Raw genomic sequence first — 14,007 nt, 5'->3', positions numbered from 1 at the left:
ACAGGTCGAGGAGTGGCTGGAGAACAAACGCCTGCGCGGCTATGTCGAGGGTTGGAGTAACCAGTTTGGGCCAGTCGGTGCAATTGCTGCAGTAACTGCTCGAAGAGCAACGCCGGCAGAATGAGCGGATGGACAAGTGAGCAACAGGTGGTGCAGCAATTATTCGATTTCGACTAGGAGTACGAAACGTATAAGAAGGTCAACTAGGACAGCGGTTTTAGTAGCCATATGAACATGACATTATATATAGACACTTTGTAAAATGGCAAACAGGTAGGAGGACCTACTGGAAGACCGTTCAACAACCGTTACGGGCTTAAGCTGCTATCTTCATCGTGTTAGAACGTATTACAGGAATGCGTATGTAGGACGGTTAATAAACCCAGAGCCAGCGAGTCGTATCTTATCAAGAAGCGCACGTCTGATTCATTATAGATGCTGGAACGAGACTTTCTGTTCTTCCTTGTTACACCGATCGGGCTTTATAGTGTAGCTAGTCTAGTGTTATGCTATCGCCTATATAGACACAGTTCTTGGACTATTGGCTCAATACTTTTACTGGGGCTTACGCTGCTCATCGGCCTTGTAATGTTAGTGGCCCTTCTTGGGTTCTTCTTCATGGCTTATTACCCCATGGATCCACCCGGAATGTAGTATTTATAAAATGATGTAATTAGTCTCTAACTTAAGCAACATTCAAACCGCCACTCTTTCAGGGCTAGTCCAATATCTAACGTGGCTGTTGCAAAAGTCACTACTCCTACATCGTGGCCTAGAAATAAAAGAGTATTAGCTGTTCAGTGGGCAGAAATCGGCTGTTTACGTAGCCTTTTTCTGCGTGCCAGGCTTTTGCAACAGCCACTGAGGTTATACGAAGTGACAGCATTCAACAAAAACTGCCCCGCAATCTGCCGCACAAAGAATAAAAAAGCCCTTAGCAATGCGCTAGGGCCTTTTTTGTGGTCACGCTAGGAATCGGTATGAATAGGGTAATGAATAAGAACTGTTCAAGCCTCGTTTAACGTTGTTCGGCGCTTGTTTCACCATGTATTTTACCCAGCCGCTTGTGCCACGCGTAATCCTAGTTCACTCTCTTATATTCGAGTCGAGGACCATCACAGGCTTCCCACGTATTCCGAATAGTATCATTGGATTTGAGAGCGAGGTGCTCTTTCAACGATATGGTGGTGCAAGAGCCAATGAGGTTGCTGGCCTCGGGATAGGTGAGGGTCGCATACTGACCATCCGAAAAGGTGCGCACAGAAAACGTGCCGCTAGCCTCCGTGGTCTGATCCCCTTCCTGGCGCGTTTTGGTGAAGGTGCTGTCAGCCTGGAAGACGTACTTTTCTTGGTAAGGCAGGTTAGCTCCCGTCACGACGGTGTTCGTCCAGGATGACGTGGATTTGACCAACTGCCACGTTTGGGGGTAAGCACCGACTTTAAATTCTGCCGAGTCTTCTTTTTGGCAAGAGACGAGCGAAGCCAGAGAGAGGGAAAGCAAGAGTACTTTTTTCATGGCAAAGACGAGATTGAGGGTGTACTAGTGAGAGCCTCAGCCTCGAGAAAAAGTTGCACTGGGTGCGGCAAAAAAACGTCTCTTCAGGCTACAAGCTAGCAGCTACCCAAGAAGGATGAGCAAAAGAAGAGGCGACGGCTTAGTTGTTGTAGTTCGCCCCCGAATTTGCCCCATTTTTGGAAAAGTGCTTTCACATGCTAGAAAGACACTTTCTAGTAAGCATAATGCTTCCGGGTGGGGGCGACTTTTTGTTGCCTGAATTTTCGGGTTCTAGCAAAAAGGCCTTCTGCAATACGCAGAAGGCCTTTTCTGTTTCTCTGTTAAGCTACTGTAGAATGCAGAAGCCCCAAGCGGCTCCCCTATTTAATATTGTAAAATGGGTTGTTCCGAAAGCAGGCGGCTAATTTGCTTAACTCAACTCAGCCAGTTACACTCCCTCTCTGCAACACCCGCCTCGTGAGCGGCTATAGCATCAGGGGGTAGTGGCATGTTTTTGGGCTTCGCGCAGCCACGCCTGGGCCTCGTCTATTTCCGAGAACATGCGCATCTGAATCTGGCCGTTGATGCCGAGGTACATTGCCTCGGCTGACGTAGCGGCCAGTGACTCGGGACTAACGACGTGGGCGAAGTGGGTAAGGCCCTGCCGGCTGGCCCGCGGGGCCCAGTCGGTGGCTAGCCATTCCACGGCGTGGTTCCAGGGGCCGATAACCTGGCGGTTGTCGTTGAGTAGGTAGGGGCAGCGGTTTTCGCCTAGGGGGTGCAGGCAGGCATCGGCGCCAGCAATAATGCCGATGTAGGTCTGATAGCCAATCCAGTTGTTGTAGACCCACTGGTTGGCGGCATCGTGCTCAATGGTGAGATAGACCTTACCGAACCCGTTTGTTAGTTCTATGGGCATGCTGAGAGGTTATGATGGGGGTGGGTTCGCATAGGAACAGTAAGAGAGGCTTTAGTCAGAGGCAGAGCAGCCAGTTTGTTGCGGCTGCTCACAAGACAAGAAGTAAGATGAGCCTGATTTTGATGTTGAGAGGACCACAAAGGGCATATTTCCCTCATCGTTCGTAGATATAATCCACTTCCATATGGTCGCCTGGAGTGATGAGCGAAGGACCGCCGTTCTTATCATGCAGCGTCAGCCGCCGGGACGTTAGTTCCACGATAAATAGCTGGCGGCCGTCGGCAAAGGTAAGCTGGTTGTCTTGGCGAGTGAACGTCGTCGAGCCCCGCGGTACATCACCGGGTAAGTCGAAGCGCTCCTGTGTTGAGGAAGTCAGTACCAGGTAGTAGGGAGTGGGCGATATGCCAGGATGAGTCTCCAACGCGTTGCCCTGCTTATCACAAACGTAGACCATCATGCTTTTGTGATTCCAACGCCCTTCTAAAGGAGGTTCTGCTACGTTATCCTTTTCACAGGCCGTGGCAAATAAGAGTAGGCATAGGGTGAGGAGTGGTAAAAGACGAAGCATATCTAACAAGAAATAAGTGAAGGGTAGAAGGATAGTTCGGTAGTTCAGCCGGTTGTGTCCGGCCATCTGCAGACTCTGAATAGGAAAACCATGTTGCCTAGGTTCAAGGTCAGAAAGGCTAGGATACACAGGAGTATTAGGTGGCGCTGTGAAATAGGGTAAGAAAAGAGTAGAAGCACAAAATAGTTATGCCTACTGCATGCAGCAGTAACGGCACCTTTGTTATGTATTGCCTGCTGCAAGCTGTAAGCTGTAAGCGTACCGCTACAATAGATCCTAAAATAGCGCAGACACTAGAATGATAATGAAAGGAACCGGGGCTTTACCTGTTGAATTGAGAAATAGATAGATAGCAGGAATTATGTATGAGGTTGAGCTAACCAGGTACAAGTAAGATGCCAGAGTAATATTCTTGCCAACAGTAGCAGTAGTAGGGGACAAGTGGGGTTGTAATCATTTGAACTCAATGGGACAACTTACGCTGAGCAGCACGCAACCACTCTAACCCCTCGATAACGCTATCGAAGATGCGCATGTGCAGCTTTTCGCTGATTTCCATATGTAAGTTGTGGGCCGAGAAGGCGGCAAAGGACTCCGGACTTACTACGTGAGCGAAATGGGTTAAACCACCTTTCACCGCCCGTGGGGCCCAACCGGTGGTGAGCCATTCTAGCGCGTGGTCCCAGGGCCCTACTACCAGGCTGTTGTCGTTGAGTAGGTAAGGGCACTGATGCTCCACTATAATTTTGAGGCTGGTGTTGGCACCCGCTATAATACCAGGGTAGGTCTGGTAACCAAACCAATTGTTATACACTAAGTTACTGGCCTCGTGAAACTCAACAGTAAGGTATATTGCGCCAAAAGGATTACGTATTTCTGTTTTCATGCTGCGAATAGCCGGAAATCTGCGCGGCAAATAAAACGAAGTGCAGTAGGACTATAATTTCCCGGATAGATAACTCCATGTAAGGCTCCTGCCGCCAGTCAAACTTAACCACCTTGACCCATACCTTCCTAGTGAAAGTCCAGTATATAGGAAGATATCCGTAATCGATTTTCGTGCACTACTTGCCTGAAAGAGGCCTGGTATACAAGGTTAAGCGAGAAGAGGCACGTGCTGCGGGTAGCAGCAAGCAGGGCAAGCGGAGGGGCTCGTCATGGCGGGCAAGTTCGTCTCGCTTCTAGCATAAGAAGTCAATGACTGCTTGCCTGCGGACCGGTTTCTAGTCTTCTATGTTGCGAGTTAAATACCTCGTCATTAAACCACCCAGGAAGCCGGAGCCAGCTAGCTGGAAAAGATGGTCGATGAACTCCAGTTGCTCTTTGTTGAGCCAAAACTGCTCGGGAGGTAAGAACACGTGGCAGGCCCGAATAACCAGACCCACTAGCAGGATAATACCGGCTACTACCAGCAGGACCAACAGGACCCAATGCAGCAGATTGCGCGCTTGCTGGTCGCGGCGATGCTTGCCTTTGCGTTTGTCTTCTTCAAACCAGTCTTTTTCCTGCTCGGCAGCCTGCAGCGCGCCGCGGCGGGTAGGACGTTTTTCGGCCTGAATGGCGTTCAGATCGGGGGTGGGCTTGGGGTTAGGCGACGTTGGCACTCGCTAGAATCTGGTAGTGCGACTGAATGGCATCGTTGGCAATGGGCACTGCCCGGTTGGCTTTACCGCCCTTGTTGTGCCACGTATCAAACCAGGGCGTACGCTCTTGGTGCGTCAGCGCCGATAGTTCCACGGCGGAGTAGTCTTTGTACTCTTCCCAAATTTTGTCGAGGAAGGCGGCCAGTTCAGGTCGGCTCAGGGTGTAGTACACGCTCTGGCCGTTGGTGCTTAGCGTACCGGCTGGCTCCGTGATGGGAGACCCCCCGTACATTTTGAAATTGTCGTATACCGAAGGCACTACCGGGCCATATTTCCATGCTTGCACTCCTTCGGCAATCAGTGGCTCCCCCGTTAGGCCCAAATACCAGCCGTGTGCTACGTACACGAGCTTCACAAGCTTCATGGGCGTGACAGGAATGCCTGAATCCAACGACTTCCTGACGAAGTAATTAGCTACTGCAACTGCATTTTCCATGAGCAAACGGATGGTGTGAAAGCGGGTAAGATAGTGCAGAACGCAACTATATATACGAACAATTCCCAAGCGGTGCAAAGAATTGTCGATTTAATGCTAGTTGGTAGCAGAAACAAAGCACGGGTGCCGGGTTGCTAGCTCCTATTGCTGTGTGTCAGTAGCCCGGCGCTTGCGCAGTACTACTTGGCTGCAAGGACTTTACTTACAAGAGCGTCTTCATAAACTCGTCGTTGAAGTCGGCAGCAAAATGCAACACGTTGGGCAGGTGCGTGAATTCATGCGCTTCGTGCGTGGTGGTTAGCACTACAGCTTTCATGCCCGCATTGTGAGCGGCTTCAGCGCCTTTCGGAACGTCTTCGAATACCACGCATTCGGTGGGCGGCACTCCCAATTGGGTTGCGGCCTTAAGGAAAGTTTCGGGGTGCGGTTTGCTTAAGACAACGTCGTCGGCGCTGACAATGGTGCTGAAGTAGTGCCGGATATGTAAGGTATCGAGTACAAAATCGATGTTGAAGGGAATAGCGGCCGATCCAATTGCCATGGGGATGTTCTGCTGGTAGGCTTGCTCCAGAAAAGCCGGCAAACCGGGCAGCAGCTGCAAGTGCGGAAGAAACTCCTGCTGGTAGCGCTTTTCCTTTTCCAGCGACAGACGATCCATTTCTGCTTCCGTAAAGCGGTCGGCGCCAAACATCCGTACCAGTACCTCCTGGTTTTTGCCATACATCTGGGGCTTAACTTCTTCCCAGGTGAAATTGCCGCCCAAGTCGTGGTTGAACAGGTGTTGCCAGGCTCTTGTATGATACTCCATGTCGTGGATCATGGTACCATTCAAATCGAAAATGAAGCCTTTCATAAGTGCGTATCGGTAAAGGGAGTGCGCGCAAACCTACTATGCAATACAACCCAAACCTAGAATACAAGGGGTGGAAACGCATTTCTATCCCTAGTCGGGAAGGGAGGTTTGCAAGGAATAGACGAGCGGGTTAGGGAATTTTGTAGTTTGCCCTGCTGCCGGGCAACACCTAGCGGAGCCACAACCTGGCTGGCAGCATAACGTCCCACTTGCTACCCTTGTTTTCATGATTCGCAACTTGTATTCGCGTCGTAGTTTTCTTAAGAATACCGGCTTTGGCCTAGTGCTGGCTTCCTTCTCGCTGGTTGGTTGCGCGCGCATAGTGCCAAGTACCCCTGATGCACCAGGGTATCTGGTGTATATCGGGACCAATGTGAATTCGGAAACCGAGAATACGATTTTCCTGTATCGGCTCGACCCAACCACCGGGGCGCTGACGCAAGTGAGCGGCTTGAAGGGCGGCGCGAGCCCCACGTACCTGACCCTGGACGCCAAGCGGCAGCACTTATACACGGTCAACGAAACCAGCGAGTTCCGGGGCGCGAAAAGCGGGGCGGTTAGTGCGTTTGCAATCAACCAACAGACGGGCGGCCTCACGCTGCTCAGCCAAGAGCCTTCGCAGGGGGGCTCGCCTTGCTACATCAGCCTCGACCGCACGGAAAAAGCGGTGCTGGTGGCCAACTATATGGGCGGTAACGTGAGCGTGCTGCCCGTGGCGGCTGATGGCAAAGTGGGCGCCCCAACGGGCATGAACCAGCACCAAGGCAGCGGCCCGCACAAAAACCAGAATATGCCCCATGCCCATTGCTTCCTCCCTGACCCCGCCAACAAGTATGCCTTTGCTGTGGATCTGGGCACCGACAAAGTGTACAGCTATCAGGTGGAGCCGGCCACCGGCAAGCTGACTGCCAAGCCGGAACCCGCCTTCACTGCCAAGCCCGGGGCCGGGCCGCGCCACCTCACGTTTCATCCCAATGGCCGTAGTGCCTACCTCATCAACGAGCTGAACTCCACGGTAACGGCCCTGGCCTACGACGCCGCTCAAGGCACTTTCCGCGAACTGCAAACCGTTTCGACGCTGCCCGCGGGCTTTGTGGGCGACAACTCCTGTGCCGACATCCACGTTTCGCCCAACGGCAAGTTTTTGTACGCTTCCAACCGCGGCCACAACAGCATTGCTGTGTTTGGTATTGACGGCAGCAACCTAACCTTGCTTCAGCACGAGAGCACGCAAGGCAAAACCCCACGCAATTTCACGCTCGACCCAGCTGGCCGTTTGCTACTAGTAGGCAACCAAAATTCCAACAACGTCTTCACCTACCACGTCGACCAGAAAACAGGAAAGTTGCGGCCCACCGGCCAGTCTATCGACATTCCTTCCCCTATGTTCCTCTTTGTCACGTCTGACTTCACTCGGGCTGGCAAATAGAAAAGATAGAGCACCCGCGTAGAAGTATAGGCTTGGAAGTATAGCAAGAGTAATTGCCGTCAACCAGCCTGCCTAGGCAGTCCACTGAGAGCAGGTTTCAAACGCATAAAGCCCCTCATGCTTCGGCCAGCGCAGCATGAGGGGCTTTCAACAGCGTGACCTGTGCATATTTTCAAGCTGGCAACTCACGGGGTAGCTCGGCGTCATCGTCTAGGAGCTGCACGCCGGTGCCGTGGTCGGGGGCCAGCCGTTTCCAAACGGCTTGGCGTAGCTCTTCTAGGCGAAGTAGGCTGTCTTGTACGGTAGGATTGGCGCGAATCTTATCGAAAAGGCCAGTGCGCTGCCCAACCCGTACCATCTGCTCTAACACGAAAGGCAAAATCCAGCCGACGACGCTGGAAGCCAGAGCGCCGCGAAGCCCCAGGCGAATCAGCAGCCGGGCGGCCATGCGTTCCAGCAGCAACGCGCGGGCAGTGGGCAGGGCTTTATCGGTCAGAAAGTCAACGACGAGCTTGGCATTGCCTTTTTTCACTTCCGCCCGCAACACTTCTTGAATGGAATCGAGGGCCGAAGCTGCGGCTTTACGAAACAAGCGGCCGGTCTGCCAAGCGGCCATACCCGTAAGCTGGCTGGCAGTGCGAACAATATGCGGGAGTAGGCTCAGCTTCTTCATGGAAGGCAATAAACAGAAAATGCGGCAGGAAAGCAGCGCGGCGCTACCACTTCGCGTATCGTGCAATGGTGGGTAGTGGTGCCCACGGCCGCCGCGGCATAGCTGCATACGCAACGCTGTTCTTTCGCGCTATTTCTTGCTCATGAATTCTATTGTCATCAGTGCACCCGGCGGGCCCGAAGTGCTGCATCTTACCTCCCAGCCCATTCCGGAGCCCGCGGCCCACGAGATTCTAATTCGGGTGCAGGCAGCGGGCGTAAATCGTCCGGATGTATTGCTTCGGCAAGGCAAGTACGCTGGCTCTGGGGATGTCAGCGGCACAGTGCCGGGGCTGGAAGTAGCTGGCATCGTGGAGCGGAGCGGTGCCAGTGTCACGCGCTGGCAACCCGGCGCCCAAGTGTGTGCATTGTTGGCTTCTGGGGGCTACGCCGAGTACGCCGTAGTGGATGCGCGGCATTGCCTGCCGTTGCCCGCCGGGTGGAGCTTCGCTGAAGCCGCTAGCTTGCCCGAAACGGTATTTACGGTGTGGCACAACGTGTTTCAGCGGGGGCTGCTCCAACCCGGCGAAACGCTGCTGGTGCACGGTGGCAGCAGTGGCATTGGTATCACGGCGGTGCAGCTGGCGCATGCGCTGGGCAGCACCGTAGCCGCTACAGTGGGTAGCAGCGCCAAAGCGGCAGCAGTGCGGGCTTTAGGCGCCGATGTGGTGGTCAACTACAAAGAACAAGATTTCGAGGTGGAAGTGCAGGCCATGGGCGGCGCCGACGTGGTGCTGGATATGATAGGCGGTGACTACACTCCTAAAAACCTGCGGCTGCTCCGCGACGATGGCCGCCTGGTATATATCAACGCCATGCGGGGCGGAACGGCCGAATTCAATGCGCTGGACGTTATGCGCCGTCGCCTTACTATCAGCGGCAGCACGTTGCGGCCGCGCTCCGCTGCATTCAAAGCCGCCCTTGCTGCCGAAGTGGAACGCCACGTATGGCCCTTGCTACTCCAGAAACAGTTTCGGCCGGTGCTCTACCGCACGTTTCCGCTGGCCGAAGCCGCGGCCGCGCACCAGCTTCTGGAAAGCAGTGAGCACATCGGCAAAATAGTGCTGCTCACGCACGAGCAACAGGAGGTGCCTTCGGTATAGCGTAGCGGTGGGAGAAGCCCGGAAAGCGCAGAAAGGCAAGCAAAAACAAGCGGAAAATGCTGAGCTTGCGTACAAGCTCAACCGTGTTGCGCTGTCCGTTCTGTGCTTTCCTAGAAAGCAGCCTGCCTACCACTCCAAAACATCTTTGCACGCCTCATGAAAACTGCTTTACTAATTGGGGCCACCGGTCTTGTTGGCAACTACCTTTTGCGGCAGTTGCTTTCCGACAACCGGTTTGCCACTATCAAGATATTTGTGCGTCGGCCCACCGGGTTCAAGAATCCGGCGAAGCTGGAGGAGCACATTGTGAACTTCGATGAGCCCGAAAAGTGGCAGCACCTGCTGGCCGGTGATGTCCTGTTTTCAACGCTGGGCACCACCTTGCGACAAGCCGGCAGCCACCACGCGCAATACAAAGTAGACTACACGTACCAATACCGGGCCGCCGAAGCCGCCGCGCAAAATGGCGTTAAAACCTACGTGTTGGTTTCATCTGCCTCTGCCGACCCCGACGCGTTTGTTTTCTACATGCGCATGAAAGGCGAATTGGAGCGCTCCATCAAGCGCCTGCCGTTCCAACGCATCCGCATTATCCAGCCTGGTATGCTGGCCGGAAACCGCCCCGAGCCCCGGCTAGCCGAGCGCATCGCGTTGCCGTTGGCCGCCTTGTTGGCGCGCGTGCCTGGGTTGGCTCCCTACCGCCCCATCCACGGCCGGGAAGTAGCCAACGCCATGATAAATGCCGCCCTCGACGAAAAGCCCGGCGTGCAGATTGACTCGCTGGAAGGCGTATTCAAACGCGCTGCTGAGTAGTCTCCGCACCTGTACACGCACGAAGCTCCGGCCCCCGCCCCCACAAGCTGACTAGCAGTTGCCGCGCCATTTGGCGTTTGCAGCCGATACTCGCCTCGTGTGTGCTGCGGAAGCCGGAGCTTCGTTTTGTGTTGGAGCTAACCTAACTACGCCTTACGCCATTTTATGGAGCAGCCGATGGCTTTGGTGGAACCCGTAGTAGCGGGCTTGCCGGCCAGGATTTCGGTCATGGCATTTTCCACGTACTTGGTTTTCACCCGCGTGGCGTCTTCCGAGTTGTCGTCGATGGCGCCGATGTAGCTCACCTTGAACTCGTTGCCGGTACCCTGGCGGGTCAGGACGTAGAGGTGGGGCGTGCGGGTGGCTCCGTACGATTGGGCAACCTGCTGCGTTTCATCTAAGAGGTAGGGGAAAGGATACTTCTTGCTTTTCGCTTGTGCCTGCATGGCCGCAAAAGAGTCGCCGGGGGCAAGGGCGGGGTCGTTGGGGTTGATGGCTACGACGGGGTAGCCTTGGCTGGCGTATTTCTGATGCAGCGCAATAATGCGGCTTTCGTAGGCTTGGGCGTAGGGGCAGGTGTTGCAGGTGAACACCACGATGTAGCCCTTCGCCGTCTTGTTGTCGGCCAATGACACCAGCTTGCCATCCACGTTTTTGAGCTTGAAGTCGGCGGCTTTATCACCAACCTGATAGCCCGCCATCGGCCGAACGTAGCTGCTCAGCACCAGCAACAGGCAGGCAGCCAGAAAAGGAACTAGCTTTTTCATAGAGAGGAGAGGTAGAAGTGAAAGACGAAAAGCGGTACTGAAAATCACTGGAGAAACTTCTGTAAGGCCGCCGTTAGCTCTGGCTGAGTGAATTCCTTTTCGTAAGCCACTCGTTTCTGCTTGCTGTTGTTGATCATCAGCGTAAAGGGCAGCGCCCCCGACCATTTGCCGTCCACCTTGTCCATCCAGGTGTTGGGATCAGCTTCGTTGAGCAGCACCACTTCCGACTTCAGCCCGCGCTTCAGCACGAAGGGCTTCACTTTTTTGTCGAGTTGGGAGGCATAGTCCATGCTTATCAGCAGCACCTTCACCTTTTGCTTGGCGTAGGTGGTGTTCACTTGCTCGAAGTAGGGCAGCTCCTTCACGCAGGGCGCGCACCACGTGGCCCAGAAGTTGATGACGTATGTGGTGTCTGTTTTGCGGCTGAGGCGTTTTTGCAGCTCGGGTAGTTTGATGAGGGCAACTTGCTGGGCCTGGCTCGGCAGCGCGAAGAGCAGCGCCGCGGCTAGGGGAAAGAGTTTCAAATGCTTCATGAGAAAGTAAGGGAGCAATATTTTTCTATAGACAGTTCGTGGCGCCAGAAGTTGCGGCGGTGGCACTACCCCTGCACTCCGGGCTTGGCTGAGGGAGCGTAAAAGAGATGCGTTACGAATAGCCGCTTGGCACTCATTCTGCTGCCAGTCAACAACGAACCTTCCGTACCTTTGTTATTCCAAGAAACAGTTCCCTTCGGGTTATGAACAAGACCTATTGCCCTAGCCTCACCGAATACAAGCGCCGCCTTTCCCGCGAAGTTCAACTAGGGGATTTGCCCATGGGGGGGCTCCACCCAATCCGGGTGCAGAGCATGACCACCGTCGATACCATGGACACCCTGGGTTCAGTGGAGCAGACATTGCGCATGGTGGAGGCCGGGTGCGAGTACGTGCGAATCACGGCGCCTAGCATGAAGGAGGCGCAAAACCTGCTGGAAATTAAAAAAGAGTTGCGCAAGCGGGGCTGCACCGTGCCCCTGATTGCCGATATCCACTTCACGCCCAACGCAGCCGAGCTAGCAGCCCGCATTGTAGAGAAAGTGCGCGTGAACCCCGGCAACTACGCCGACAAAAAGAAGTTCGACTTCATCGAGTACACCGACGCCACCTACCACGCCGAGGTGGAGCGCATTCGGGAGCGGTTCCGGCCCTTGGTTCAGATTTGCAAGCAGTACGGCACCGCCATGCGCATCGGTACCAACCACGGTTCCCTGTCCGACCGGATTCTGAGCCGCTACGGCGATACGCCGCTGGGCATGGTAGAGTCCGCGCTGGAGTTTCTGCGCCTTTGCGAAGAAGAAAATTACTACAACGTGGTGCTGAGCATGAAAGCCTCCAACACGCAGGTGATGGTGCAAGCCTACCGCTTGTTGGTGCAGAAGCTCGACGAAGAAGGCCTGCAACCCTACCCGCTGCACCTTGGCGTAACCGAAGCCGGCGAAGCCGAGGACGGCCGCATCAAATCGGCCGTGGGCATTGGTACGCTGCTCGAAGACGGCCTCGGCGACACCGTGCGCGTGAGCCTCACCGAAGCCCCCGAAGCCGAAGCCCCCGTAGCTAGAGCCCTTATCAACCGTTACACCAACCGCGCCCAGGAGGCCCAATCGATTCGGCCGCTGCTGGAAGCGGAGCCGCTCGACCCGTTCCAGTACCATCGGCGCATCACGCACGAGGTGCTCAACATCGGGGGGCTGAACGTGCCGCGCGTCGTAGCCGACCTTTCGCGCCTGCCGAAGCTGGAGTACGCCGATTTGCGCGCTGCCGGGCACTTGTATTCCTCGTTTCTCGACAAGTTCCAAATGAGCGACTTGGGGGCCGACTTCATCTATACCGGGGAGCGGCCCGTGCCGTTTATGCTGCCCAACGGCCTCAAGGAGATTGTAACGCACAGCGCCTGGGTGGATGGCGGCCAGCGCCTCGACCATTTTCCCTTGCTCACCGTTGATATTTATCTGGCCGACTTTCCAAAGCTGCACCCGCAACTCAATTTCCTGGTGGTGGAGTTGAGTACGCTGGATGCCGAGCTGCTGGCCCAGTTGCGCACCGAAACCCGCGTAGTGCTGGTGCTAAGCAGCACCAACGCCCACGCCATGCCCGAGATGCGGCGCGCCTTCTTTGATTTGTTGGACTACGGTGTGACCTGCCCAGTAATAGTTCGCCGCCTCTACACCCTGGAGAACCCAGCCCAAACGCAGCTTGATGCCGCCACCGACGTGGGCGGCCTGCTCATCGACGGCCTTGGTGATGGCATTGCCCTTTGCACCGACTTGCTGCCCGAGCAAGAGCAGGAACACTGGTTGCGCGACATCGACCAACTCAACCAACTCAGCTTCGGCATCCTGCAAGCGGCGCGCACCCGCATGTCCAAAACCGAGTACATCAGCTGCCCCAGCTGCGGCCGTACCCTATTCGACCTGCAGGAAACCACCGCCATGATCCGCAAGCGCACCGACCACCTCAAGGGCGTGAAAATCGGCATTATGGGCTGCATCGTGAACGGCCCCGGCGAAATGGCCGACGCCGATTACGGCTACGTGGGCGTGGGCAAAGGCAAAATTGCCCTCTACCGCGGCCAAGAGGTCATCAAGAAGGCCGTGCCCGAAGAACAAGCCGTGGACGAACTCATCGAACTCATGCGCGAAGACGGCCGCTGGATCGAGAAAGAAGTGCTGGAAGAGCCGGTATTGGGGTAGGTATGTATCCTTACGTTTGTCATGCTGCGCTTGCCAGGGCATCTCTTCCGCTTCAGTAAAGCGTAGCATTACAATACCTGTTGCTCGCATAGCATAGCCACTAACAGAGATAAATGAATTATGTAGGCCAGCAAAATGGCAGGGATATCTACTACTTCACAACAGAAGGCAAAGTAGATTGGAATAGTAAGGTCTTTGAAAGCAGTTGGTTGTTATTCGCAATTGGTGACGATCCTGATAAGGAGGTTATCATTGCTTTTGTAGATGAGTGCATTGCCCACAAACCAGCTTATATCTGTACAGCGGGTAAAGCCTGTGAGTTGATTCACGATAGTTTTGATGAGGGAATAATATGGCAAGGTGTGGAGCATAGTAGCATTTATGCTCCAATGACGACTTGGCATGATGACTTCAAAGAGGGAATATGGTTTGCTGTAAATGTGGCTTGCCATGAGGAGTTGGTTATCAGCAAAGTGGTTTGCATCAATCTGGACAGCAAGAGTGATATAGATAAGAGCAACTTAATGTCAGCACTTTCTTAA

15 protein-coding genes are annotated in these 14,007 nt (G+C 54.5%); 5 read left to right on the top strand and 10 right to left on the bottom strand.

Translation table 11 applies throughout. The features are described from left to right. Positions 1–1,081: 1,081 nt before the first annotated feature. The 7 genes from MTX78_RS12170 to MTX78_RS12140 form a co-directional block, all read right to left on the bottom strand. Complete coding sequence (locus tag MTX78_RS12170; RefSeq protein ID WP_243794272.1) at positions 1,082–1,516, bottom strand: hypothetical protein; 435 nt, start codon at positions 1,514–1,516, stop codon at positions 1,082–1,084. A gap of 472 nt (positions 1,517–1,988) precedes the next feature. Then, positions 1,989–2,414 carry an STAS/SEC14 domain-containing protein gene (locus tag MTX78_RS12165; protein WP_243794264.1) on the bottom strand — a complete coding sequence of 142 codons (426 nt, stop codon included), beginning with the start codon at positions 2,412–2,414 and terminating at the stop codon, positions 1,989–1,991. Positions 2,415–2,568: 154 nt separating this feature from the next. Next, on the bottom strand, positions 2,569–2,871 hold the full coding sequence (locus tag MTX78_RS12160; protein WP_243794261.1) for a hypothetical protein: 303 nt from the start codon (positions 2,869–2,871) through the stop codon (positions 2,569–2,571). A 574-nt stretch (positions 2,872–3,445) separates the two neighbouring features. Continuing rightward, on the bottom strand, positions 3,446–3,868 hold the full coding sequence (locus tag MTX78_RS12155) for a hypothetical protein (protein WP_243794259.1): 423 nt from the start codon (positions 3,866–3,868) through the stop codon (positions 3,446–3,448). A 337-nt stretch (positions 3,869–4,205) separates the two neighbouring features. Then, positions 4,206–4,586, bottom strand: a complete 381-nt coding sequence (locus tag MTX78_RS12150; protein WP_243794257.1) for a hypothetical protein — start codon at positions 4,584–4,586, stop codon at positions 4,206–4,208. Continuing rightward, positions 4,570–5,061 carry a Panacea domain-containing protein gene (locus MTX78_RS12145; RefSeq protein WP_243794254.1) on the bottom strand — a complete coding sequence of 164 codons (492 nt, stop codon included), beginning with the start codon at positions 5,059–5,061 and terminating at the stop codon, positions 4,570–4,572. Before MTX78_RS12145 ends, MTX78_RS12150 begins: the two co-directional genes overlap by 17 nt. Before the next feature lie 202 nt (positions 5,062–5,263). Then, on the bottom strand, positions 5,264–5,914 hold the full coding sequence (locus tag MTX78_RS12140; protein WP_243794252.1) for an HAD family hydrolase: 651 nt from the start codon (positions 5,912–5,914) through the stop codon (positions 5,264–5,266). A 226-nt stretch (positions 5,915–6,140) separates the two neighbouring features. Here MTX78_RS12140 and MTX78_RS12135 point away from each other — a divergent pair, with 226 nt between their 5' ends. Continuing rightward, on the top strand, positions 6,141–7,343 hold the full coding sequence (locus MTX78_RS12135; protein ID WP_243794250.1) for a lactonase family protein: 1,203 nt from the start codon (positions 6,141–6,143) through the stop codon (positions 7,341–7,343). 172 nt (positions 7,344–7,515) lie between these two features. On the opposite strand, the gene MTX78_RS12130 is transcribed toward MTX78_RS12135, so the two are convergent. After that, entirely contained in the window at positions 7,516–8,016 is a 501-nt protein-coding gene (locus tag MTX78_RS12130) for a hypothetical protein (protein WP_243794248.1), read from the bottom strand. A 142-nt stretch (positions 8,017–8,158) separates the two neighbouring features. Here MTX78_RS12130 and MTX78_RS12125 point away from each other — a divergent pair, with 142 nt between their 5' ends. Together MTX78_RS12125 and MTX78_RS12120 are read left to right on the top strand one after the other, a co-directional pair. After that, on the top strand, positions 8,159–9,157 hold the full coding sequence (locus MTX78_RS12125; RefSeq protein WP_243794245.1) for an NAD(P)H-quinone oxidoreductase: 999 nt from the start codon (positions 8,159–8,161) through the stop codon (positions 9,155–9,157). Between the two features lie 156 nt (positions 9,158–9,313). Then, positions 9,314–9,970 carry an NAD(P)H-binding protein gene (locus MTX78_RS12120; protein ID WP_243794243.1) on the top strand — a complete coding sequence of 219 codons (657 nt, stop codon included), beginning with the start codon at positions 9,314–9,316 and terminating at the stop codon, positions 9,968–9,970. Positions 9,971–10,116: 146 nt separating this feature from the next. Here MTX78_RS12120 and MTX78_RS12115 read toward each other — a convergent pair whose 3' ends face one another. Both MTX78_RS12115 and MTX78_RS12110 read right to left on the bottom strand, forming a co-directional pair. Next, complete coding sequence (locus tag MTX78_RS12115) at positions 10,117–10,737, bottom strand: thioredoxin family protein (RefSeq protein ID WP_243794242.1); 621 nt, start codon at positions 10,735–10,737, stop codon at positions 10,117–10,119. 44 nt (positions 10,738–10,781) lie between these two features. Then, on the bottom strand, positions 10,782–11,261 hold the full coding sequence (locus MTX78_RS12110; RefSeq protein WP_243794240.1) for a TlpA disulfide reductase family protein: 480 nt from the start codon (positions 11,259–11,261) through the stop codon (positions 10,782–10,784). Between the two features lie 212 nt (positions 11,262–11,473). Here MTX78_RS12110 and ispG point away from each other — a divergent pair, with 212 nt between their 5' ends. Together ispG and MTX78_RS12100 are read left to right on the top strand one after the other, a co-directional pair. Further along, entirely contained in the window at positions 11,474–13,465 is a 1,992-nt protein-coding gene (ispG, locus tag MTX78_RS12105) for a (E)-4-hydroxy-3-methylbut-2-enyl-diphosphate synthase (RefSeq protein ID WP_243794237.1), read from the top strand. Between the two features lie 113 nt (positions 13,466–13,578). Further along, on the top strand, positions 13,579–14,007 hold the full coding sequence (locus MTX78_RS12100; protein ID WP_243794230.1) for a DUF7684 family protein: 429 nt from the start codon (positions 13,579–13,581) through the stop codon (positions 14,005–14,007).

Source organism: Hymenobacter tibetensis, from assembly GCF_022827545.1.
Taxonomy (GTDB): Bacteria; Bacteroidota; Bacteroidia; order Cytophagales; family Hymenobacteraceae; genus Hymenobacter; species Hymenobacter tibetensis.
The sequence above is the reverse complement of the archived record's forward strand: the minus strand, read 5'-3'. Positions and strand labels throughout refer to the sequence as shown.